Raw genomic sequence first — 22,697 nt, 5'->3', positions numbered from 1 at the left:
GAGGACTGTGAGACGACGTCGGAGAGTGTCGATCGGGGCCGACCCGTGACGGATGACCGGTCGACGTGTCGGCGGCCTCTGTGCCGCTGGCCGGTCGCTGGCGGGTTCGCGACGGATGCGCCTGGGATGCAGCAGGTGCTCCCGTCAGGGCGAAGAGGCGGCGGAGACGATGAGGGAGTCTCCGCCGCCTCGTTCTGTGCTCTGCCGGCGCGCAGTCAGCCGGCGGGCAGCCAGTCTCCGTACAGCCAGCCCCTGCACTGTCAGCGGACGAAGAGTCAGCCGACGAAGAGTGCGGCGGCACGGACGGCGGTCTCGCCCAGGCCGTAGAGCAGGCTGCCGCCCACGAGCACCGCGAGGACGATGGCCACCGTTCTGTGCACGGTGCCGGCGTCTCCGGCGGCGGTCTGCTGGTGGGTGTCAGCGGCCTCGGACGCGGCCTCGCGGTCCTCTTCGTTCTTGGCGGCGACCATCTGGCGGTCGGAGAAGTGCTTCTCCGCCACCGGGCGGATGAGGAGGTTCCCGACCAGGCCCACCACGAGGATCCCGGCCATGATGAAGAGGGACAGGCGGTAGAGCTCGAAGCCCTCTCCGCCGCCGGAGCGAGAGCTCTCCACGATCGAGTTCACCAGCAGCGGCCCTGCGATGCCCGCCGCAGACCACGCGGTGAGCAGACGCCCGTGGATGGCGCCCACCTGGTACACGCCGAAGAGGTCCTTGAGGTAGGCGGGCACCGTGGCGAAGCCGCCGCCGTAGAACGACAGGATGACGAGCGTCGAGACGACGAACAGCGCGAGCGACTGGGAGCCGAAGCTGGCCAGCACGAAGTACAGGCCGGCCCCCACCCCCAGGTAGACGACGTAGATGTTCTTCCGGCCGATGTAGTCCGACACCGTCGACCAGATGAACCGGCCGCCCATGTTCGTGAGCGACAGCAGGCCGACGTACCCGCCCGCTGCCACGGCGGTGATCCCGAACGACGACTGGATCATCGGCGAGGCGCTCTCGAGGATGCCGATGCCGGCCGTCACATTCGTGAACAGCGCGACCCAGAGGAACCAGAACTGCGGGGTCTTCAGCGCCTGGTTCGCAGACACGGAGCCGGTCGTCTGCATGGGCTTCGACGCCGCCGTGTCCGGGTCGTAGCCCTGCGGCTTCCAGTCCGGGTGCGGCAGCCGGATGACGTAGGCGCCCATGGCGATCACGATGAGGTAGAGCACGGCCAGCGTGAGGAACGTCTGCATGATCCCGTCCGCCATGGCGTCCGGGCTGCCGCCGAAGAACACCATGAGCGCGTTCGAGGCCGGGCTCGCGATGAGCGCGCCGCCGCCGAAGCCCATGATGGCCAGGCCCGTCGCCAGGCCGGGGCGGTCGGGGAACCACTTCATGAGGGTGGACACGGGAGAGATGTAGCCGATGCCCAGGCCGATCCCGCCGATCACGCCGTAGCCCAGATAGACGAGCCACAGCTGGTCCATCGCGATGCCCGCGGTGGACACGAAGAAGCCGACGACCCAGAAGGCTCCCGCGACTACCATGGACTTCCGGGGCCCGGCCCGTTCCACCCAGGTGCCGCCGATCGCCGACGAGATGCCGAGCATCGCGATCGCCAGGGAGAAGATCTAGCCGATCGCGACGTCGCCGCCCTCGCCCATGCCGAAGTGCTCGGCCAGCGGATTCTTGAAGACCGAGAAGGCGTACGCCTGGCCGATGCTCAGGTGGATGGCGAGTGCCGCCGGCGGGATGAGCCAGCGGTTGAAGGTCACGGGCGCGATGATCGCCTCGCGGTCGAGGATGGACATGGGAGCTCCTTCGCTCTGCGTGATCGGGATGTGCCCGGTCGAGTGCTGTGTCGGATGTCCCGGACTCGTGCACATCTTTCCCGGCGCCGGCTCCTGTGTCGATGGGTGCGCGGTGATTCTGCCGAGAGAACCCCGGAGAACCCTCCGAAGAACCCCCTGGAGAACCTCGTGTTCGCTGGTATCGTGACCGCATGGCGAGGTTCAGTCCGCTCGAATGGCCGGTCCTGAGGCAGTTCCGATCCGGTGACGTCTCCGGTCGCGGCCCCTCCGTGACGTCGGGCAAGACCCGTGCGACGAAGCCCCGCACGGCCACCTCCGATGCGGTCGTGAAGTCCGTCTGCCCCTACTGCGCCGTGGGCTGCGGGCAGAACGTGTTCGTCCGCGACAACAAGGTCGTCCAGATCGAGGGCGATCCGGACTCACCGATCTCCCGCGGGCGCCTCTGCCCCAAGGGCGCCGCCAGCGAACAGCTCGTCAACTCAGCGGGCCGCGTCACCGACGTCCTCTACCGGGCGCCGCGGGCGAAGGACTGGCAGACGCTCGACCTCGAGACCGCGACGGACATGATCGCCGACCGCTTGCTGGAGGCCCGGCGGAAGCACTGGCAGGACACGGACGAGAACGGCAGCCCGCTGCGGCGGACGATGGGCATCGCCAGCCTGGGCGGCGCGACCATCGACAATGAGGAGAACTACCTCATCAAGAAGCTGTTCACGGCGGCCGGCGCGATACAGATCGAGAACCAGGCGCGCATTTGACACTCCGCCACGGTTCCCAGTCTGGGATCCTCTTTCGGCAGGGGCGGCGCCACTCAGCCCATCCAGGACATGGCGAATGCGGACTGCATCGTCATCCAGGGGTCGAACATGGCCGAATGCCATCCGGTCGGCTACCAGTGGGTCGTCGAAGCGCGCATGCGCGGGGCGAAGGTCATCCACGTCGACCCCCGGTTCACCCGCACGACCGCGAACGCGGACAAGCACGTCCCGATCCGGGCGGGCTCGGACATCGTGCTCCTGGGTGCGCTCATCCGCGGCGTCCTCGAACAGGACCTGTTCTTCGACGAGTACGTCCGTCACTACACCAACGCAGCGAACCTCATCAGTGAGGACTACCAGGGTCCCGAGGACCTCGAGGGGCTGTTCTCCGGCTACGACCCGACGACGCACACGTACGACAGCGCGACGTGGCAGTACGCGCAGGACGAGGACGGCGAACCGCTCGTCGACCCGACGCTCGAGGACCCTCGGACGGTCTTCCAGATCCTCAAGCGGCACTACGCCCGCTACACGCCCGAGGCGGTGGAGACGACCTGCGGCATCTCGCCGGAGGACTTCGGCTACCTCCTGCGCGCCGTCACGGAGAACTCCGGACGCGACCGCACGACGTGCTTCGCCTACGCCGTGGGCTGGACCCAGCACTCGCTGGGGGCCCAGTTCATCCGCACCGCGTCGATCCTCCAGCTGCTGCTGGGCAATATGGGCAGGCCCGGCGGCGGTGTGATGGCGCTGCGCGGGCACGCGACGATCCAGGGATCGACCGACATCCCGACGCTCTTCAACCTGCTGCCCGGCTACCTGCCGATGCCGTCGGCTGCGATCCACGACCGCTTCGACGACTACGTCACGGGGGTCGGCAGGCCGGAGACCCAGAAGGGCTTCTGGTCGAACGGGAACGCCTATGCCGTGAGTCTGCTCAAGGCGTGGTGGGGAGATGCGGCGACGAAGGACAACGACTTCGCGTTCGAGTACCTGCCCCGCATCAACGGTGCCCACGGCACGTACCAGACTGCGGTGCGGATGCTCGAGGACGGCGTGGACGGATTCTTCATCCTCGGCCAGAACCCCGCAGTGGGATCTGCGAACGGTCGCATGCAGCGCATGGCGATGAGCCACCTCAAGTGGCTGGTCGTGCGCGACTTCTCGCTCATCGAATCCGCGACCTGGTGGAAGAACGGCCCGGAGATCGAGTCCGGGGAACTCGCCCCGGAGGACATCGACACGGAGGTCTTCTTCCTGCCTGCGGCCAATCACACGGAGAAGGCCGGCAGCTTCACCCAGACCCAGCGTCTGGTGCAGTGGCGCTTCAAGGCCGTCGACCCGCCGGGCCAGGCGCAGAGCGAGCTCGACTTCTTCCACGCGCTGGGCGTGAAGATCCGCGAGCGGCTCCAGGACTCCGACGACCCGCGCGACCGTCCCCTGCTCGACCTCACGTGGGACTACCCCCTCGATGAGCACGGCGACGTCGACGTGGATGCGGTGATCCGCGAGATCAATGGCTTCCACATCGGCGGGGAGGACGACGGCCGGGCGGTCGACGGCTTCAACGAGCTGCGCGCGGACGGGTCGACGGCCAGTGGCTGCTGGATCTACGCGGGAGTCTTCGCCGGCGACGAGAACCGAGCAGCGCGCAAGAAGCCGCGCTCGGAGCAGGACGAGACCGCGCTGGACTGGGGCTGGGCGTGGCCGGCGAACCGGCGCATCCTCTACAACCGTGCGTCGGCGGACCCGCAGGGCCTTCCCTGGTCGGAGCGCAAGCGGCACGTGTGGTGGGACGCCGATGCGGGCCGCTGGACGGGCAGCGATGTGCCGGACTTCCCCGCGGACCGCGCGCCGGACGCGACCTTCGAATCCGCCTACGGGGGCACCGGCTCCCTGCGCGGCGATGATCCGTTCATCATGCAGGCCGACGGGAAGGGCTGGCTGTTCGCGCCGTCGGGGATGATCGACGGTCCGCTGCCCACGCACTTCGAACCGCAGGAGTCGACCGTCCGCAACCCGCTCTACCGGCAGCAGAACAACCCCACTCGGGTGACCATGCCGCGCGAGGACAACCTGTCCGCACCCGGCGCCGGACTGCCGGGCTCCGAGGTCTACCCGTACGTCTTCACGACCTACCGGCTCACCGAGCACCACACGGCCGGCGGCATGTCGCGGTGGCTGCCGTACCTGTCGGAGCTGCAGCCGGAGATGTTCTGCGAGGTGTCCCCGGAGCTCGCCGCGGAGGTGGGATTGGAGCCCTACGGCTGGGCGACCATCGTGTCGCCGCGCGCGGCGATCGAGACGCGCGTGCTCGTCACCAAGCGCATGCGGCCGCTCACCATCGCCGGGCAGACGATCCACCAGATCGGTCTGCCGTACCACTGGGGCTCCGGCGGCGACGGGGCTGTGGTCGAAGGAGACTCTGCGAACGATCTTCTGGGCGTCACGATGGATCCGAACGTCTTCATCCAGGCGTCGAAGTCGCTGGCGGGTGCGATTCTGCCGGGCCGCCGCCCGCGCGGCCCGGAGCGGCAGGACCTCGTCGAGAAGTTCCGCAGCGAGGCGGGCCTCACCCAGGAGTCCGGCAATCAGCACCTGAGCGTGCCCGTCGAGGACGTCGCGGCATCCGCCGGGGCCGGCCGCCTCACGGAGCCGCTGTCGCAGGAGGACCTCGAGGTCGCCTACGGTCCGCACGGCACCGGCTGCACGTGCGACACTCCGATGGTGGAGGGTGCGGACTTCCGCAGGGCCGAGCAGCCGTCGCCCACGACTCACCGCCGCACGGACGACCGCACCGGACGGGTCGACATCCTGCCCGGCGCCGAAGCCGTGGCCGAAGGCCCGTCCGGCGAATCCGCGGAGGGTCCGGCGGGCGAGACGGACGACGGCGGCCGCGACGAGGCCGCGGACGGTTCGGCGGACGAATCGGGCGAGGAGGCCCCGGCGGAGACCCCGAATGATGAGCCCGACCCGACGAAGGGCGAGCACAGCGGGCCGGGACAGCAGGCGCACGGCACTGACCAGCAGCGACGCAGCGAGGAGGACGACTGATGACGACGCAGGTCCGACGCGAGACCCTCGCAGAGGGGTCCGCGGTGGGCGAGGCCTCGATGGAGGAGTCCCTCACCACGGATCGTCTGGGCGAGCCCACCGAGCACCGCAGCTGGGGCGCGCAGGCGCACGAGCGCAAGGGCTTCTTCACGGACACCTCGATCTGCATCGGCTGCAAGGCGTGCGAGGTCGCGTGCAAGGAGTGGAACAGCAACCCGCAGGACGGGACCTACGAGCTGCTCGAGTCCTCCTACGACAACACCGGCGGACTGGGTGCCAACACCTGGCGCCACGTCGCGTTCATCGAGCAGGACGGCGACCGCATCGAGAAGGCGCGCGAATCGGGCCGGAAGCTCGTGGGTCTGGGGATGCCGACGGTGGGTCCGCCCACAGGGGCGGCGACGACCCCGGGCGCGGCGGCATCGAACGAGGACGCGGCGGCCTCGGGCGGGGGCTGCTCCGGCTGCGGACCGTCGGGATGCGGACCCTCCGGCGGCGGCTGCGGGTCCGGTGGGGGCGCACAGGCCGGCACGACCATCGAGGCCGACCTGCTGAGCGGTCTGCTCGACGGCGACGGAACCACCGCGGATCTGTCGAACGTGGACACCACTCCGCCGGACACCGCCGATTTCCGCTGGCTCATGTCCTCCGACGTCTGCAAGCACTGCACGCACGCCGGCTGCCTCGACGTGTGTCCCACGGGTGCGCTGTTCCGCACGGAGTTCGGCACCGTCGTCGTGCAGAACGACGTGTGCAACGGGTGCGGCACGTGCGTGGCCGGCTGCCCGTTCGGGGTGATCGAGCGCCGCGACGACGGCACGATCAACACACCCACGGACCGCGATGACCGCAGTGCGTCGGAGATGGACGTCCACGACGAGGGCACCGCGAACAAGTGCACACTCTGCTACGACCGGCTGCTCGAGGGACAGGAGCCGGCCTGCTCGCAGACCTGCCCCACGCAGTCCATCAAGTTCGGCGACCGTGAGGACATGGTCGAGCAGGCGGAGGTCCGCGTGCGTGACCTGCATGCGAAGGGTCTGACGGAGGCTCGGCTGTACGGCGCCAACCCCCATGACGGCGTGGGCGGCACCGGGTCGGTGTTCCTCCTCCTCGACGAGCCCGAGGTCTACGGCCTGCCGCCGGACCCCCGCGTCCCGACGAAGGACCTGCCGGGCATGTGGGCCAGCGCCGGGGCCGCAGCGCTGGGCATGATCGGGGTCGCTGCCCTGTCGTTCCTGGGAGGTCGCCGATGACGACCTCGCCCTACGATTCGTACCGTCCCCCGGACGGAGACCGGAAGCGCCGCCGCCGAGGCGGTGGTCGGGGCCCCGCCGGCGGTCGGGGCGGTCGTGGTGGACCGGGCGCTCGTGGTGGATCGGGCGGCCGCGGCTGGCTGAACCGCGGCGCCGACGGCGGGCGCGAGATGCCCATGGTCGAGGACGTCGAGTTCACCTCCTATTACGGTCGTCCCATCGTGAAGGCCCCGCCGTGGGGCGACGAGATCAGCCTCTACCTCTTCCTGGGCGGACTGGCCGGCGGATCCGCACTGCTGGGGCTGGGCGCACAGATCACCGGCCGGCCCGCGCTGCGATCGACGACGCGTCTCGTGTCCCTGGGCGCCCTGGGCGCGGGTGCGCTCGCACTCGTCGAGGATCTGGGGCGTCCCGAGCGCTTCCTCAACATGATGCGCACCGTGAAGATCACATCGCCCATGAGCCTGGGCTCGTGGATCCTGGGCGGGTTCGGATCGGGCGCCGGGGTGGTCGCCGTGATCGAGGTCGATCGGCTGACGGGTGAGCGGATCCCCCTGGGACCGCTGAAGCCGCTGCGGCACGTCCTCCACGCGCTGGAGACCCCCGCGGCGATCGCATCGGTCCTGCTCGCCGCCCCGCTGGCCTCCTACACCGGCGTGCTGCTGGGTGCCACGGCCGTGCCGACCTGGAACGCCGCGGGGCGGAACGGTCTGCCGGTGGTGTTCGCGGCCTCGGCGAGTGCGGCGGCAGGCGGCACCGCGATGGTGACGACCCCGCTCGACCAGGCCGGGCCCGCGCGGATCTTCGCGCTCGCCGGCACGGCGGCGGAGCTCGTCGCGATGAAGGTCATGAAGGACCGGATGCACCCGGTCGAGGTCGAGCCCATGGAGACCGGCGAGCCCGGCGCCAAACTGCACCGCGCTGAGATGCTCGCGGTCGCGGGCGGCGTCGCCACGGCCGCACTCGAGGTCGGGGTGCGACTGCTGGACCGGCGGGCGGCGCGCGCGTCCGGCGGGTCCGCGACGGTGCGCGGCGGCCGCACTGCTCTGCGTGTGGGTCTGCAGGTCGCGTCGGCGGCGGCGGGAGCGGCACTGGCCGGGGCCTCGGCGTACACGCGGTTCGGGATGCTGGAGGCCGGCATCGCATCCACGAAGGACCCGCGCCACGTGGTGGAGCCCCAGCGGGACCGGCTCGAGGCCCGCCAGGCCGCCGGCATCACGCACGACTCGATCACGACGATCGGATGAGCCCCCGCGGCGCAGGCTGACCCTCGACCCACGACGAAGGAGACGGACGATGTCGACATGGCTGATCACGGGATGCTCCACGGGGCTGGGGCGGGCGCTCGCCATCGCAGTCCTCGAGGCGGGACACGACGCGGTGATCACGGCGCGCGATCCGCAGGTGCTCGCGGAGCTCGGTGATTCGTACCCGGAGACTGCGGCCGTCGTGCCGCTGGACGTGCGCGACCACGAGCAGGTCGTCGCGGCGGTGGAGGTCGCGAAGGACCGGTTCGGCGGGATCGACGTGCTCGTGAACAATGCGGGCTACGGCTACCGGTCCGCGCTCGAGGAGGGCGATCCCGCAGAGGTCGAGCAGCTCTTCGCGACGAACTTCTTCGGTGCCGTCGACGTCATGAAGCAGGTGCTGCCGGGCATGCGGGAGAGCGGCGCGGGCACGATCGTGAACGTCTCCTCCATCGCCGGACGGACCTCGCAGCCGGGATCGGGCTACTACTCGGCGACGAAGTTCGCGCTCGAGGGCGCCTCCGATGCGCTGTCGAAGGAGGTCCGACCGCTGGGCGTGCGGGTGGTCATCGTGGAGCCCGGCGGGTTCCGGACGGACTTCGCCGGGCGGTCGCTCACGCAGTCCGCTGAGCCGATCGGGGACTACGCGGACACCGCTGGGCTGCGGCGCAAGGAGAACGCCACGACCGATGGCCGGCAGCCGGGCGATCCGGCGCGTGCTGCACAGGCGATCCTGCAGGTGGTGGCCTCAGACGATCCGCCGCTGCGCCTGCTCCTGGGGTCGGACGCACTGCGACGGGCGGAGGGCGAGCTCGTCGGGCAGCGTGCGGACATCGACGCGTGGGTCGACGTCACGCGCAGCACGGAGTTCTCGGACTGACGGCCGCAGCGCACTCAGTCGTCATGCCTGCACGTTTTCCGGCCGATCTGCGTGCTGGAGTGACGGGTCAGCGCGGAATCGTGCGGGAGTGACCGGTCGACGAGAAAGGGTGGTGGATCGGCGTCCTCACCGCACGTCGATGCCTTCTCCGGCGACCGTTTCGCCGATGACGGGATAGCCCGGGACCTCGCCGACGACCAGCAGTCCTCCCGACGTCTGCGCGTCCGCGAGCACCAGCAGGTCGTCCTCCGTGATGCCGGCACCGGCGCGCACGTGGGATCGCACCCAGTCGAGGTTCCGCCGGCTGCCGCCGGACACGAACCCGTCCCGCAGCGCCTCCGCGGCACCCTCGATGAGCGGCACGGACTTCCGGTCGATCACCGCGCCCACGCCCGAGGCCCGCACCATCTTGTGCAGATGCCCCAGCAGTCCGAAGCCGGTGACGTCCGTGGCGGCCCTCGCCCCGGACTCGAGCGCTGCGGTCGCCGCATCGCGGTTGAGCTCCGTCATCGATGCGATCGCCGCATCGAACACCTCGCCGGTCGCCTTGTGGCGGTTGTTGAGCAGGCCCACGCCGATCGGCTTCGTGAGGGTCAGCGGCAGTCCCGCGACGGCGGCGTCGTTGCGGAGCAGGCGATCCGGGTGCGCGGTGCCGGTGACCGCCATGCCGTACTTGGGCTCCGGATCGTCGACCGAATGGCCGCCGATCACCGGAGTGCCCGCAGCGTTCGCGACTGCGAGCCCGCCGCGCAGCACCTCACTCATGAGCTCCATCGGGAGGACCTCGCGCGGCCAGCCGACCAGGTTGATTGCGACGACCGGAGTGCCGCCCATCGCATAGATGTCCGACAGGGCGTTCGCTGCGGCGATGCGCCCCCAGTCGTAGGCGTCGTCGACGACCGGGGTGAAGAAGTCCGCGGTGGACAGGACCGCCAGCCCGTCCTGGACGCGGACGGCCGCGGCATCGTCTCCGTCGTCCAGACCGACGAGCACGTGCTCGAACTCCTGGCCGGAGAGCGACGCGAGGGCCGTTTCGAGTTCGCCGGGTGGGATCTTGCAGGCGCAGCCCCCGCCGTGCGCCAGGGACGTGAGTCGGATCGGGGGTGTCTGGATCTGTGGTGTCTGCCGGTCAGCGTCCTCGGTGCCCATACCCGCGAGTGTACGGACGATCCAGGCTCCGCGCGCGGGTGACGGGGACCGCGGATGCTTCGAGCTCACCTGCGCTCATCCTCACTCCCACCGGAACAGCGCGGCTGCGACGGCGGTGCCCAGGACGGAGGTCGCGGCAAGGCTCAGCAGGTTCTCCGCAGGGACGTCCGCCCCGACCCATACCGCTCCCAGCGCTTCGACGGAGGCACCGAACGGCAGCCACGGGGCGATGCCGGAGAGGAAGTCGGGCAGCGCCGCCATGCCCCCGAACAGTCCGCCCAGCGCTCCGAGCGCGAAGAAGAGGACGAGCCCGATCGCGACGGCGGAATTGGGGGTGGGGGCGATGGACGCGACGACCATGCCCAGCGCGTACATCGCCAGGGTCGCGAGGAGGAAGACTCCGATGGCGGCAGCGATGCGCTCGGGTGGATTCGCCCCGAAGAAGACCAGCGCGACGGTGAGCGCGAGGACGAGGCCCAGCAGGGCCTGCAGAACGCTCACGACCCCCTGCGCGACGAGCACCATGCTCGGTGATGCGGGCGTGACGGCCAGCCGGCGGAGGATGCCCGAGCGTCTGTAGTAGGCGAGGAAGCTGGGCATGTTCACGATGCCGATGGTGGCGATGACGAGAGTGATGACGAGGGGCAGGACGAAGACCTCGAGTGCCGTGTGCGTCCCGACCAGGACCTCGGATCCCGCGGCGGCGGCGCTCATGATGAGGATGAGCAGCGGCAGGCCCAGGGGGACGATGAGTCCTGCGGTGTCGCGGGAGACCATCTTGGCCTCGCTCACCGTGAGGGTCAGCCACGCATCGGGGCCGGGCCTGTGCTGGGGTGCGGGGGAGCGGGTTGCGGTGGTCATCCGTCGATCTCCAGTTCTCGTCCGGTGAGGGTGACGAAGGCGTCCTCGAGGGAGTCGGCTCCGCCCTGTGCGGCCAGTCCTGCGGGGGTGTCCAGTGCGACGACCCTGCCCGCGTCGATGAGGGCGACGCGGTCGCAGAGGCGCTCCACCTCGTCCATCGCGTGGCTCACGAGGACGATGGTGACGTCCTCCTTGCGGAGGCCCTCCAGCGTCGACCACATGCGGCGGCGAGCGTGCGGGTCGAGGCCCGTGGTGAGTTCGTCGAGGATGACCAGCCGCGGGCGGCCGACGAGTGCCAGAGCGATGGACAATCGCTGCTGCTGACCTCCCGACAGCTTCTCGAACCTCACCCTGCGCTGGTCCTCCAGACCGACCAGCGCGCGCAGGTCCGCAGCGGGCCGCGGATCCGGATAGAAGCTGCGGTAGAGATCGATGAGCTCGTCGACGCTGAGAGCGTGGTGCATGTACGCCTGCTGCAGCTGTACGCCCAGGATCTGCCGGACCGCTCCGCGGTCCCGGTGCGGGTCGAGTCCGAAGATCCGCACCTCCCCGCTGTCGGGCCTCCGCAGGCCGGCGATCATCTCCACCGTGGTGGTCTTCCCCGCGCCGTTCGTGCCGAGGATTCCGAACACCTCTCCGGGCTCGATCCGCAGTGTGATGCCGTCGACCGCGGTCCCGCCGCGATAGGCCTTCGTGAGGCTGTCGGCCATGACGGCCGCTGTCGTCGTAGTCATGACGGCAACGTTAGGAACGGGGGAGTCTCCGGCACAGGTGCCGATAGTCGGGCCTTCGACCCATGACTTCCGGCACCCCCGGTGCGGTGCACCGCACCTCTAGAATCGGAGCATGCGACGCATCGGGACCGATCAGTGGGCCGGGCTGGCGATGCTCGTGCTGGCCGTCGCGGTCGGAGCGCCCGTCGTGCTGGGGATCGCGGATCCCTCCATCGCACGTGCGTGGTGGGTCGTGCTGTACTGCGTCTTCCTCGCCGCGCTGGTCGTCGTGAGCTCCACGGAATCGCAGGGGTGGCGCAGCCGGGCGGCCTTCGGGGTCGCCCTCCTCGCGTCATGGGCGGTGGTGCTCACGTCGCCGGGCCTGGGACTCGTCCAGATCGTCCTCGTCATCACGGCCGCGATCAGCGTGTACATCATGCCGCTGTGGGCATCGTCGGCGGTGATCGGCCTCAACACAGCCGCGCTCGCCGTCGTCCTGCTCATCCAGTCGGCGACTGTCGCCGACACGATCGCGCTGCTGGGCTTCTACCTCCTCATCCAGTGCGCGACAGTGCTGAGCTCTGCGACGCTTCTGCGGGAGATGCGTCTGCGTCGAGAGCTGACGGAGGCGCACACCGATCTGCGGGCCGCGTCGGTCCTGCTGTCCGCGTCGTCGCGGAACGCTGAACGACTGCGCATCTCGCGAGAGCTGCACGACCTGATCGGCCACCAGCTCACGGTCCTCACGCTCGAACTCGAAGCGGCCAGGCATCGACCCGGTGAGCGCGCCCTCGAGCACATCATCCGGGCGGACGGTGTGGCCCGGGACCTGCTCGCGGACGTGCGGTCGACCGTGGGCGAGCTGAGGCAGGGCACAGCGGACCTCGCCGAGGCGCTGCGCGGCGTCGTCCACGGCCTGCCGGACCTCACGGTCTCCGTCGACGTCGATCCGGCCGTGGAGGTCGGCGAGCACCAGCAGGTGGCCTTCGTCCGAGGCGTCCAGGAGATCGTCACCAACACGCTTCGGCATTCCGGGGCGGATCGTCTGCGGATCGACGTGACCGCTGAGGACGAGCACACGGTCCTGCACGCAGTCGACGACGGGAGGGGACACCCCGCGCCGGTGCCGGGCAACGGCCTGTGCGGGCTGCACGAGCGATTCGCCGAGCTCGGCGGCGACGTGACCGTCGACGGGAGCGACGGGTTCCGTGTCACCGCGCGGGTGCCGGGGCCATGACCCGCGTGATCGTGGTCGATGACCAGACACTCGTCCGCGAGGGCATCCGCACGCTGCTCGACATCGCGGACGTCGAGGTGGTCGGTGAGGCGAGCGACGGACTCGCCGCGCTCGACGTCATCGCGGACACGTCACCGGACGTCGTGCTGCTGGACCTGAGGATGCCGGAGTACGACGGACTGTGGACGCTCGCGCAGCTGGCGCAGAGCGATGATCCGCCGCCGGTGCTGGTCCTCACGACGTTCGACGACGACACGCTCGTCCTGGACGCGCTGCGCGCCGGAGCGCACGGCTACATGCTCAAGGACGTCACCGTCGAGCAGCTGACCCGCGCGGTGGGGATCCTGGCGGACGGCGGCACCTTCATCGCGCCGTCGATCACCGACCGGATGCTGCGGGCGATCCGGACGCTGCCGCACCCCGACGACTCCGCCGGGCCGGTCCAGGATCTCACCGCACGCGAGGGAGAGGTGCTGCGGCTCATGGCGGAGGGATACGGCAATCGCGACATCTCGCAGGTGCTGTTCCTCGCGGAGGGGACCGTGAAGAACCACGTGTCGACGATCCTCCTCAAGCTGGGAGCTCGTGACCGGACGAACGCGGTGCTCCGTGCCCTGCATCTGGGACTGCTGCGCTGACCTGCGCGGCGTGCGCGGTCTCCAGGGCGGCGCTCAGCCGCTGCGGGAGTCCATGAGTCGTTCGATCCCGTCGAGGATCCGATGCAGGCCGAAGTCGAGCATGAACGAGTCGCCGTCGGCGGTCGTATCGTTCGGCGGTGGGGTGAAGAGGCCCTCGTCCAGGACAGCGCTGAGGGCAGGCAGTCGCGCGGGATCGACGAGGTGCCGCAGCGCCGCTTCGTAGTCGACGCCCTCGTTCGCATCGGGCTCGTGGCCACCCCGGCCGGTGCGCAGGGCGGCCTCCCTGGACACCTCGTTCTGCGCGTAGCCGCTCAGCAGCAGGACGGCGGACAGCTTCTCCAGCGGTGCCAGCGGCGTCCCCTCGAGGTACCCCAGGCACCAGTCGAGCCATTCGATGTTCCGCGGCATGAGCGGCGGTCCCGCCACCGGGATGTCCACGCTCCACGGGTGGAGGCGGAACTGATGGAGCACCGCCTGGGTCCAGGCGGCCAGCCCGGACCGCCAGTCCGAGTGGGCCGTCTGATCCGCTGCCGCTGACAAGCGGTCTGCTGACACGCGACCCGCTGACACGCGATCGGCCGGAAGCGGGCCGAGGGCAGCGTCCTGCATGTGTGCGAGCAGCTCCTCCTTCGAGGCCACGTAGCGGTAGAGCGACATCGTCGTGAACCCCAGGGACTTCGCGACCCGCGCCATGGAGACGGCCTCGAGCCCTTCGTCGTCCGCGATGCTCACCGCGGAGTCGACGATATCGGCGAGGCTCAACGACGGCTTGGGGCCCCGGCGCCCACCGTCGGCCAGCCCCCATGCCAGAGCGACGGCGGGGTTGATCGGAGGTGGAGTGGTCATGGAGTCAGCTTACGCAGGACGACATCGAGCCGACGACGCCGTCCGGGAGGGCATTGCGCGCCAGAAGAACTGTGTCTACCATAAACAGTATGCGATATACACAGATGACACCCAGACCGTCAGCTCGCCGTCCGTCACCCCCCGAACACCCGGTCGTCGACGTGTCCGGACTGCGCAAGTCGTTCGGAGACCACGAGGTCCTGAAGGGGATCGACCTGAGCGTCGAGGAGGGCGAGGTGTTCGCCCTCATCGGACCCAACGGCGCCGGGAAGACCACGACCGTGCACATCCTCTCCACGCTGGTGCGCCCCGATGCCGGCCGCGCACGCGTGGGTGGGTTCGACCTGCTCCGAGAAGCCGACGGAGTCCGCGACGTCATCAGTCTCACCGGGCAGTATGCGGCCGTCGACGGCCTGCTCACCGGCCGCGAGAACCTCGAGATGATGAGCCGCCTGGGCGGTCTGAGCCGGAGCGAGTCGCGCCGACGGACGGCACAGCTGCTGGAGCGGTTCGACCTGGGGCAGGCCTCGGGGCGCCGAGTCCGCACCTACTCCGGCGGCATGCGCAGGCGCCTCGACATCGCCATCTCCCTCGTCACGCGCCCGCGGGTGCTGTTCCTCGACGAGCCGACCACCGGGCTTGACCCCTGCAGCCGGAGCGCTGTGTGGGATTTCGTGCGCGAGCTCGCCGATGACGGAGTGACGATCCTGCTGACCACCCAGTACCTCGAGGAGGCCGACCGGCTCGCCGATCGGGTGGCCGTCGTGGACGACGGCGTGATCGCGGCCTCGGGAACGTCCGAGCAGCTGAAGGCGCAGATCGGGTCGTCCCGGCTGGATGTGGGCTTCCACGACGGCGAGGTCGAGTCCTACCCGACCGACGGCAGTGTCGCCGGAGTCCACGGCGCACTCACCCGGGTCCTCAGCGACCCTCGCGAGGCGCAGTCGGTCGACCTCCGCTCGCCCTCGCTCGACGACGTCTTCCTCGCCCTCATCGGCCACGCGTCCGCCCAGCACACGTCCGATCACACCTCCGCCCAGCAGAGCACGACACGGAAGGCGCACACCTCATGAGCATCGCAGCCCCCGCACCTCCTGCCCCCTCCCCGAGTGATCCGCCTCCAGGGGGCCGGTCCGCCTCGGCGACCCGCACCTCGGGCGCCCATCTCTGGCGCGACGCAGTCGTCATGAGCCACCGCAGCATCCGGCATTCGCTGCGCAACATCGACGCGCTGCTCATCGGGATCATCCTGCCCGTCGCCCTCATGCTCATGTTCACGTACGTGTTCGGCGGCGCGATCAGCCCGGAGGGCGGGTACATCGACTTCGTGGTGCCGAGCATCATCCTGCTGTGCGCCGGCTACGGCGCGGGCACCACCGCGGTCTCCGTGACGACGGACATGACGGAGGGGATCATCGACCGCTTCCGCACCATGCGGGTCGTGAGCTCCGCGGTGCTGCTGGGCCATGTCGTCGCGAGCATGGCACGCAATCTCGTGTCGACGGCCGTCGTCCTGACCACCGCGCTGCTGCTGGGCTTCCGGCCGAGCGCGGGTCCCCTCGAGTGGTTCGCCGCGATCGGCCTGATCATGCTGTTCATCCTCGCGCTGTCGTGGATGTCGGCGGCCTGGGGGCTCGTGGCCCGCACGGTGGACGCGGCGGCATCACTGAGCTTCTTCATCCTCTTCGTGCCCTACGTGTCGAGCGCGTTCGTCCCGATCGACACCCTTCCCACGTGGCTGCAGGGATTCGCGCAGCACCAGCCGATGTCACCCATCATCGATACTCTGCGCGCGCTCCTGCTGGACGGCGATGCGGGCGGTGCCGGGTGGGTCGCCTGCGTGTGGCTGGTCGGGATCCTCGCGGTGTCCGTGGTGGCGTCGGCGCTGCTGTGGAGACGCACGCGTCGCTGACCCGGGCGTGCGGGGTCGGTCGGTCCGGGTGCCGGGCAGACTGACCGGACGTCGGGCCGCTGCGCCGCTGCGCCGCCGCGTGTGGAGCACCCGCCGCTATCGAGGTCCCAGCTCCTCGTCGAGGCAGGCGCCGAGGTCCGGGTGGGCGAAGTCGAACCCCGCCCGTTCCAGCGCGGTCGGCACCGCGTGCTGGCCGGCGAGTGCGAGCTCATCGGCTCCGTCCTCGCCCAGGAGGAGGGCGGGTCCGATCCGGGGGACCGGGACGATCGTGGGGCGGTGGACGTGGGAGCCCACCGCCTTCGCGAACTGCTTCTGCCGCACGATCCCGGGGGCCACGGCGTTGACCGGTCCTGCGAGCGAGGAATCGACGATCGCCCGGGCGTAGACCCGCACCAGGTCGTCGTGGCTGATCCAGGGGAACCACTGCTCGCCGGATCCCAGGCGGCCGCCCCCACCGGCGAGGTACAGCGGGAGCTGGAGTGCGAGCAGTCCGCCCAGGCCGCTCATGACGAGACCGGTGCGAACGGACACGCGGCGGACGCCTGCGGATTCGACGGCGGCGGCCTCGGCCTCCCAGGCACGGCAGACCTCGGCGAGGAGACCGTCACCGGCCGGAGCGGCCTCGTCGGCGGGAGTGCGGCGGTCCGTGCCGTAGTAGCCGACGGCCGATGCGCAGACGAAGGCTTCGGGGCGATCCTGCTCGGGCAGTGCGGCGATCGTCGCCGCGAGGAGGCGCGTGGTGTCGATGCGGGAGGTGAGGATCTCCTGCTTCGCGCGGTCGGTCAGGCGACCGCCGATGCTGCGGCCGGACAGGCAGACGACGACGTCGGCCCACGCGAGGTCCTCACGCAGCAGGTAGCCGGCCTGCGGGTCCCAGCGCGATTCCTGGTCGGGGCGCTCCCCGCCGCCGGACGAGGAGGACATGCCGCTCTCAGGTTCGTGCCGGACCAGCCGACGCACGGTGTGGCCCGCGGTCGTGAGCAGAGCGCACAGCTGCGTGCCGACGAGCCCCGACGCGCCGGACACGAGGATCCGCAGCGACCGCCCGTCGCCCACGAGCGGGGCCTCGATCGTGCGGAGGAAGGCGAACTCCCTGGTCAGCCGGGCGGTGCGCGCATCGAAGGTGTCGCGCAGGGTGCTGAGGAGCGCGGTCTCCGGCATGCGCGCGCCGGGCAGGCGGGAGAGGCCCGATCCGATGCGGGAGCCCAGCTCCGTGCGCGAGAGCAGGGAGGCGCGGGGCAACTCGACGGTGACATCGTCCTCGACCGAGGTGGCAGTGTCCCCGGCGGAGCGGAAGACGTGCCGGTGCTCCCATGAGCGCAGGAGGGCCAGAGGCGAATCGACCATGAGGTCGCCGAACCCGAAGGCGCTCCCACCGGTCTGGGTGAGCGGCGTGATGTCGGAGTCGTCCAGCTCGAAGTGCTCCGCCTTCCAGGGGACGCGGACGGATCCCCGCGTCCCGGGCACCGCGATCTTCATCGACGTGCGGGTGCCGGGGACCTTCGGGTCGCCTTCGTCCACGACGGTCTGCGCCCAGTGGGGTGAGAGTCGGGTGACGGCGCCGGGCAGGGAGTGCCAGCGGACCACCTGATCGAGCGGTGCGGCGATCGTCTCGTGGGAGTGGAAGCGGGTCATGGGCGGTCCTCTCGAGAGGGGAGGCTGGATCGACGATCGGTCTGCGCGGTGACGTCCTCCGCCGTTTCTGCGAGCACCTCCAGCAGCCTGCTGAAGCCGGGTTCCTCGACGGGGAAGTGGCCGCTGCCCTCCAACAGGTGCGCGGCGTGCGCGTCCCCCGGGAGGCGGGAGTGGAAGGCGAGGGACACCTCGGCGGGCGTCCAGCGGTCCTCAGCCGGGTGGACGAGGGTGACGGGCGGGCCGGAGTACCGCTCCGGCGCGATGACCGGGCCGCCTGCCACGAGCGTGCGGAACCAGCCCAGGGGCATCGCACCGGCGCCGCCCCGCGGGTCCGCGGCGACGGCCTCCGTGAGGCCAGGGTCGTTGGCGATGAGCTCCATCGGGGCGATCGCGGTGAGGGGGAGGAACGTGGAGGCGAGCGGGCCTCGGGCGAGGGCGAGTGACGCGGGGACCGCGGGGGCGAGCAGCGGCCACCGGGACACGCGGCGGAGGACGGCGACGTCGGAGAGGTCGAGCAGGCACGTGGCGACCACCGCATCGACGTGCGGGGACACTGCCCCCGTGTCATAGGCGAGCATCCCGCCCATGCTCGCGCCGATGACGATGAGCGGTCGGTCCGCGATCCGCGCGGTGAGGTCGACGAGCAGCTCCTGCCAGTCGCCGTACGTCACGTCCGGGTCCCGAGCCGGGGCAGTGCGGCCGTAGCCCGGCATGTCGGCGATGAGCACCTGCATGCGCGCAGCCGCGATGTGAGCGGCGAACGGACGCATGGCCGCGGCATTGCCCCCGGCGCCGTGGATGAGCAGGGCCCGGACGGGCGCGTCGTCGTCACCGATCGCCTCGACGTGGACGTCCCACCGTCGATGCCGCCACGTGGCGCTCCGGACCCGCGTCCCCGCGGGGACGCGACGGACGAAGGGTTCGTAGCGGCGTGCCTCGGAGGGGAGGGCCGAGAGGGGCACGGCGGGGAGGGGCGATGGTCCGGGGGCCATGACCCGATGCTACGGGCAGGCGGGGATGTGTCACAGTCCGCTTGCTCCTTGCCGTCACCCCGCTCCTGATAGATTCGCGGGCGGAGGCGTCCGCGTCCTGGTGGTCGTCCCGGTCTTCAAAACCGGCGAAGCTCAGTATCTGGGCTTGGCGGGTTCGATTCCCGTCCGCCTCCGCCAAGCTTCTGTCGTCCGAAGGAGGGCCCGTGGCGCAGGATCCCCGTCCGCATACCGGCAGTCCCGTCCGCCAGGATCCTGCTCGCGACGCGGACGATCCCCGCCGCCGCATCCCTCGCACCGATGCGCTGCTGGCGCTGCCGCAGGTGGCGGCCGCCGCGGCCTCCCTGGGAGAGGGCGTCATCAAGGGGCTCATCCGCGCCACGCAGGATCGTGCCCGCACCGGTGCCATCGCGCCCGAGGCCGTCGAGACGGAGCTGCTCATCGCCCTCGGCACCCAGCGCACCTCGTCGTTGACCCCGGTCCTCAACGCCACGGGGGTGCTCGTCCACACGAACCTGGGCAGGGCGCCCCTGTCCGAGGCCGCGCGTGCTGCGCTCGCCGATGCGGCCGGGTACACGGACCTCGAGTTCGACCTGGTCTCCGGCGCTCGCTCCCGCCGGGGTGCCGGTGCCCGGGCATCCCTGCTCGCAGCCTGTCCCGCCGCCGAGGACGCCCTCGTCGTCAACAACGGCGCCGCCGCGCTCATGCTCGCGACCACCGCCTACGCGCAGGACGCGTCCGTCCTCATCAGCCGGGGCGAGTTCGTCGAGATCGGCGCGGGCTTCCGCCTGTCCGACCTCATCGAGTCCGCGGGGGTGGTCCTCACCGAGGTCGGTACGACGAACCGGACGCATCTGGCCGACTACTCACGAGAGTTCGAGCGGTCGGACGCGTCCGCGGACGCGGGCGGTGTCGCCTACCTGCGCGCCGTCGCGTCGCCACCCATCGGTGCGGTGCTCAAGGTCCACCGCTCCAACTTCCGCATCGACGGATTCACCGCGGAGTCGTCGATCGCGGACCTGGCGGCGCTGTGTCATGAGCGGGACGTGCCGCTCATCGTGGACCTCGGCAGCGGGCTGCTGGAGCCGGAGTCGCTGCTGCCGGACGAGCCGGACGCCGCCACGGCGCTCGCCGCCGGCGCGGACGTCGTCATCGCATCCGGCGACAAGCTGCTGGGAGGCCCCCAGGCCGGGATCCTGCTGGGCCGGGCGGACGTCATCGCGACACTGTCCCGGCATCCGATGGCGAGGGCGGTGCGTGCCGACAAGCTCACCCTCGCCGCTCTCGAGGCCACGCTCGCTGCGGGTGAGCCGCCGGTCCACGAGGCACTCCACCTCGCTCCCGAGGTCCTGCGACTCCGCACGGAACGGCTCGCCGCCGTGGTCGATGCGCAGATGGCTGCGCGCAGGGAGCGGATGCGGTCCGGGACGGGCGCGCCCGAGCGGGAGGCCGACGGCGCGACCGCGCACGTCGTGCAGCACGCCGGCCGCGTGGGCGGGGGCGGCGGCACCGGAGTCGATCTGCCCGGTTGGGCACTCGCCGTCCCCGAGGCCGCGGCGGCGCCCCTGCGCACCGGTGTCCCCGCGATCGTGGGCCGAGTGCACGAGGGCCGCTGTCTCATCGACCTGCGCTGCGTGCCGGAGGGCCGCGACGGCGACATCGCACTCGCCGTCGTCGACGTGCTCGCGGCGCTGACCCCGGAGCAAGACCCGCGATGACGCGGACGGGGTCGTTCGTCGTCGCGACGGCCGGGCACGTGGACCACGGCAAGTCGACGCTGGTGCGCGCGCTCACCGGCATCGAGCCGGACCGGTGGGACGAGGAGAGGCGCCGCGGCCTCACCATCGACCTGGGCTTCGCCTGGACGACGCTGCCCAGCGGCCGCGAGGTCTCCTTCGTCGACGTGCCGGGACACGAGCGATTCCTCGGCAACATGCTGGCCGGGGTGGGGCCCGCCCCGATCGTCCTCTTCGTCGTCGCCGCCGACGAAGGCTGGATGCCGCAGTCGGACGACCACCGCGACGCGATCGCGGCGCTGGGCATCCGGCGGGGCCTGCTCGTCGTGACCCGGGCGGATCTCGCTCCGGACGCCGTCGCCGAGGTCGTCGCGCGGTCCCGCACCGAACTGGCTGCTACGGGCATCGCCGATGCGGAGGCGGTCGCGGTGTCCGGCAGGACGGGAGAGGGGCTCGACGCATTGCGGGAGGCGCTCGATCGCGTGCTCGCGGAGGCCCCGTCGCCCGACCCCGGCGCCCGCGTGCGGATGTGGATCGACCGGGCCTTCAGCATCGCCGGTGCGGGGACCGTCGTGACCGGCACCCTCGGGGCCGGGATGCTGCGACCCGACGACATGTTCGTCCTGGCGGGTGAGAGGGCGCAGGGGACGGTGACGATCAGGGGTCTGCAGAGCCATGACGCCGCGGTCGCCGAGGTCGGACCCGTGACCCGAGCGGCGGTGAACCTGCGCGGGATCGCTGCGGACGAGCTCGGGCGCGGTGACGTGCTGCTCACGCAGGGCGCGTGGGCGCTCAGCGACACCGTCGACGTGCGCAGGAGCACCGGCGGGGGCTTCGACGACGCGCCGCGGGAACTCGCGGTGCACGTGGGCACCGCCGCCGTGCAGGCGAGGCTGCGACCGCTGGGCGCCGAGCACGCCCGCCTCACACTGAGCCGTCCCCTGCCGCTCACGGTGGGCGATCGGATGCTGCTGCGGTCGACGGGCAGCCGGGCGGTGCGCGCGGGAGTGCAGGTGCTGGACGTCGATCCGCCCGATCTGGCGCGGCGCGGCGACGGTCGCCGCCGGGCGGAGACGCTCGCTGCGATGAGTGCCGGCGGGGACCTCCTCCACGAAGTCCGCCGCCGAGGCGCCGTGCCGGTCGCCGTCCTCACCTCCCTGGGCATTCCCGTGCCGGACGAGTCGGGTGACGGATCGGGGCGGAGCGGTTCTCACGACCGTGACCCGGACCCGGCCGGGCTGCCCGACGGGATCGTGCGGGTGCGGGATCTGCTGGTCGATGCTGAGCGCGTGGACTCGTGGGCGCGCAGACTGCGGGACGCGGTCGTCGCCGATCACGCCGAGGATCCCCTGTCGGCTGGGCTCACGGGGAAGGCGGCCGTCGACCGCGTGGCGCTCCCGGGCCTCGGCGGTGTCGAGGGGGACAAACAGCAGGCGGCGCGGGCGACCTCGGCGCTGTTGTCTGTCATCGTGCGGAAGGCCGGACTCCTCGTCGAGGACGGGCGGATCCGCTCTGCGGATGCGGTGCGCGGCATGGGAGCGGCCGAACCGGCGATCCAGGTTCTCGAGAAGGAATGGGCGGGGTCTCCGTTCCGAGCGCCGGAGTCCCGTGATCTGGACCGCCTGAAGCTGGGGCAGCGGGAGCTCGCGGCGGCGGAGAAGCAGGGGCGGCTCATCCGCCTGGGTGGGCTGGACGCGCGCGGGGGAGCGGGTGTGCGCGGGGGAACCGCAGGTCAGGGCGACAGTATTCTGCTGGGGCCGACGGCGCCCGCACAGGCGATGCGGGTTCTGTCGGGACTCACGCAGCCGTTCACGACGAGCGAGGCGAGGCGAGCGCTGGACACGACGCGGCGGACCGTGATCCCGCTGCTGGAGCACCTGGATGCGCGCGGCTGGACGCGGCGTCTGGACGCCGGGCACCGGGAAGTCGTCCGGGGGACGGAGAGCGGGCGCCGCGGATGACGAGCGGCGAACGGTGACGGCGATCG

The 22,697-nt window shown here is 71.0% G+C and carries 15 protein-coding genes, 1 tRNA gene and 2 pseudogenes; 11 read left to right on the top strand and 7 right to left on the bottom strand.

The annotated features are described in order from the left end of the window. Positions 1–275: 275 nt before the first annotated feature. A pseudogene (locus tag BJEO58_RS13590) lies at positions 276–1,799 on the bottom strand (L-lactate MFS transporter). Between the two features lie 191 nt (positions 1,800–1,990). Here BJEO58_RS13590 and fdnG point away from each other — a divergent pair. From fdnG to BJEO58_RS13565, 4 genes and pseudogenes are all read left to right on the top strand, one after another. Then, a pseudogene (gene fdnG, locus BJEO58_RS13580) lies at positions 1,991–5,152 on the top strand (formate dehydrogenase-N subunit alpha); the annotation flags it as partial. A gap of 518 nt (positions 5,153–5,670) precedes the next feature. Continuing rightward, entirely contained in the window at positions 5,671–6,867 is a 1,197-nt protein-coding gene (locus BJEO58_RS13575; RefSeq protein WP_101590016.1) for a 4Fe-4S dicluster domain-containing protein, read from the top strand. Further along, a complete protein-coding gene (nrfD, locus tag BJEO58_RS13570; protein ID WP_101590005.1) occupies positions 6,864–8,114 on the top strand; it encodes an NrfD/PsrC family molybdoenzyme membrane anchor subunit in 1,251 nt (416 codons plus the stop codon). The genes BJEO58_RS13575 and nrfD overlap by 4 nt, the downstream gene beginning before the upstream one ends. Before the next feature lie 49 nt (positions 8,115–8,163). Continuing rightward, the gene (locus tag BJEO58_RS13565; RefSeq protein WP_101590004.1) at positions 8,164–8,994 is read left to right on the top strand and encodes an oxidoreductase; all 831 of its coding nucleotides are present in this window, start codon (positions 8,164–8,166) and stop codon (positions 8,992–8,994) included. A 126-nt stretch (positions 8,995–9,120) separates the two neighbouring features. Here BJEO58_RS13565 and selD read toward each other — a convergent pair whose 3' ends face one another. The 3 genes from selD to BJEO58_RS13550 form a co-directional block, all read right to left on the bottom strand. Continuing rightward, entirely contained in the window at positions 9,121–10,143 is a 1,023-nt protein-coding gene (gene selD / locus BJEO58_RS13560) for a selenide, water dikinase SelD (RefSeq protein WP_101590003.1), read from the bottom strand. Between the two features lie 81 nt (positions 10,144–10,224). Then, positions 10,225–11,004 (bottom strand): ABC transporter permease, encoded by a 780-nt coding sequence (locus BJEO58_RS13555; protein ID WP_101590002.1) that lies wholly within the window; start codon positions 11,002–11,004, stop codon positions 10,225–10,227. Further along, positions 11,001–11,738: an ABC transporter ATP-binding protein gene (locus BJEO58_RS13550; protein WP_101590001.1), complete on the bottom strand. Its 738-nt coding sequence runs from the start codon at positions 11,736–11,738 to the stop codon at positions 11,001–11,003. The genes BJEO58_RS13555 and BJEO58_RS13550 overlap by 4 nt, the downstream gene beginning before the upstream one ends. A gap of 112 nt (positions 11,739–11,850) precedes the next feature. Between BJEO58_RS13550 and BJEO58_RS13545 the strand changes: the two genes are divergently transcribed. Beyond that, a complete protein-coding gene (locus BJEO58_RS13545) occupies positions 11,851–12,954 on the top strand; it encodes a sensor histidine kinase (RefSeq protein ID WP_246075899.1) in 1,104 nt (367 codons plus the stop codon). Beyond that, entirely contained in the window at positions 12,951–13,592 is a 642-nt protein-coding gene (locus tag BJEO58_RS13540; RefSeq protein WP_101590000.1) for a response regulator, read from the top strand. The genes BJEO58_RS13545 and BJEO58_RS13540 overlap by 4 nt, the downstream gene beginning before the upstream one ends. A 33-nt stretch (positions 13,593–13,625) precedes the next feature. Here BJEO58_RS13540 and BJEO58_RS13535 read toward each other — a convergent pair whose 3' ends face one another. Further along, on the bottom strand, positions 13,626–14,438 hold the full coding sequence (locus tag BJEO58_RS13535) for a TetR/AcrR family transcriptional regulator (protein ID WP_101589999.1): 813 nt from the start codon (positions 14,436–14,438) through the stop codon (positions 13,626–13,628). An 89-nt stretch (positions 14,439–14,527) separates the two neighbouring features. Here BJEO58_RS13535 and BJEO58_RS13530 point away from each other — a divergent pair, with 89 nt between their 5' ends. Both BJEO58_RS13530 and BJEO58_RS13525 read left to right on the top strand, forming a co-directional pair. After that, on the top strand, positions 14,528–15,511 hold the full coding sequence (locus tag BJEO58_RS13530; protein ID WP_246075900.1) for an ATP-binding cassette domain-containing protein: 984 nt from the start codon (positions 14,528–14,530) through the stop codon (positions 15,509–15,511). Then, positions 15,508–16,350 (top strand): ABC transporter permease, encoded by an 843-nt coding sequence (locus tag BJEO58_RS13525; protein WP_101589997.1) that lies wholly within the window; start codon positions 15,508–15,510, stop codon positions 16,348–16,350. Before BJEO58_RS13530 ends, BJEO58_RS13525 begins: the two co-directional genes overlap by 4 nt. Positions 16,351–16,446: 96 nt before the next feature. Here the strand turns inward: BJEO58_RS13525 and BJEO58_RS13520 are convergent, their stop codons facing one another. Together BJEO58_RS13520 and BJEO58_RS13515 are read right to left on the bottom strand one after the other, a co-directional pair. Continuing rightward, positions 16,447–17,985, bottom strand: coding sequence for a TIGR01777 family oxidoreductase (locus BJEO58_RS13520; protein ID WP_101589996.1), 1,539 nt, complete (start codon positions 17,983–17,985; stop codon positions 16,447–16,449). Then, on the bottom strand, positions 17,982–18,977 hold the full coding sequence (locus BJEO58_RS13515; protein ID WP_101589995.1) for an alpha/beta fold hydrolase: 996 nt from the start codon (positions 18,975–18,977) through the stop codon (positions 17,982–17,984). Before BJEO58_RS13515 ends, BJEO58_RS13520 begins: the two co-directional genes overlap by 4 nt. An 82-nt stretch (positions 18,978–19,059) precedes the next feature. Here BJEO58_RS13515 and BJEO58_RS13510 point away from each other — a divergent pair. From BJEO58_RS13510 to selB, 3 genes are all read left to right on the top strand, one after another. After that, positions 19,060–19,154 (top strand) — tRNA-Sec (locus BJEO58_RS13510). Positions 19,155–19,180: 26 nt separating this feature from the next. Beyond that, positions 19,181–20,692: an L-seryl-tRNA(Sec) selenium transferase gene (locus BJEO58_RS13505; protein WP_101589994.1), complete on the top strand. Its 1,512-nt coding sequence runs from the start codon at positions 19,181–19,183 to the stop codon at positions 20,690–20,692. Continuing rightward, positions 20,689–22,671 (top strand): selenocysteine-specific translation elongation factor, encoded by a 1,983-nt coding sequence (gene selB, locus BJEO58_RS13500; protein ID WP_101589993.1) that lies wholly within the window; start codon positions 20,689–20,691, stop codon positions 22,669–22,671. The genes BJEO58_RS13505 and selB overlap by 4 nt, the downstream gene beginning before the upstream one ends. The last annotated feature ends 26 nt before the right edge of the window (positions 22,672–22,697 follow it).

The sequence above is a fragment of the Brevibacterium jeotgali genome (assembly GCF_900169175.1).
Classification (GTDB): Bacteria; Actinomycetota; Actinomycetes; order Actinomycetales; family Brevibacteriaceae; genus Brevibacterium; species Brevibacterium jeotgali.
The sequence above is the reverse complement of the archived record's forward strand: the minus strand, read 5'-3'. Positions and strand labels throughout refer to the sequence as shown.

Coding starts and splice junctions, on each gene's coding strand:
- BJEO58_RS13575 (WP_101590016.1), top strand. CDS start 5,671: ATGGAGGAGTCCCTCACCACGGATCGTCTGGGCGAGCCCACCGAGCAC.
- nrfD (WP_101590005.1), top strand. CDS start 6,864: ATGACGACCTCGCCCTACGATTCGTACCGTCCCCCGGACGGAGACCGG.
- BJEO58_RS13565 (WP_101590004.1), top strand. CDS start 8,164: ATGTCGACATGGCTGATCACGGGATGCTCCACGGGGCTGGGGCGGGCG.
- selD (WP_101590003.1), bottom strand. CDS start 10,143: ATGGGCACCGAGGACGCTGACCGGCAGACACCACAGATCCAGACACCC.
- BJEO58_RS13555 (WP_101590002.1), bottom strand. CDS start 11,004: ATGACCACCGCAACCCGCTCCCCCGCACCCCAGCACAGGCCCGGCCCC.
- BJEO58_RS13550 (WP_101590001.1), bottom strand. CDS start 11,738: ATGACTACGACGACAGCGGCCGTCATGGCCGACAGCCTCACGAAGGCC.
- BJEO58_RS13545 (WP_246075899.1), top strand. CDS start 11,851: ATGCGACGCATCGGGACCGATCAGTGGGCCGGGCTGGCGATGCTCGTG.
- BJEO58_RS13540 (WP_101590000.1), top strand. CDS start 12,951: ATGACCCGCGTGATCGTGGTCGATGACCAGACACTCGTCCGCGAGGGC.
- BJEO58_RS13535 (WP_101589999.1), bottom strand. CDS start 14,438: ATGACCACTCCACCTCCGATCAACCCCGCCGTCGCTCTGGCATGGGGG.
- BJEO58_RS13530 (WP_246075900.1), top strand. CDS start 14,528: ATGCGATATACACAGATGACACCCAGACCGTCAGCTCGCCGTCCGTCA.
- BJEO58_RS13525 (WP_101589997.1), top strand. CDS start 15,508: ATGAGCATCGCAGCCCCCGCACCTCCTGCCCCCTCCCCGAGTGATCCG.
- BJEO58_RS13520 (WP_101589996.1), bottom strand. CDS start 17,985: ATGACCCGCTTCCACTCCCACGAGACGATCGCCGCACCGCTCGATCAG.
- BJEO58_RS13515 (WP_101589995.1), bottom strand. CDS start 18,977: ATGGCCCCCGGACCATCGCCCCTCCCCGCCGTGCCCCTCTCGGCCCTC.
- selB (WP_101589993.1), top strand. CDS start 20,689: ATGACGCGGACGGGGTCGTTCGTCGTCGCGACGGCCGGGCACGTGGAC.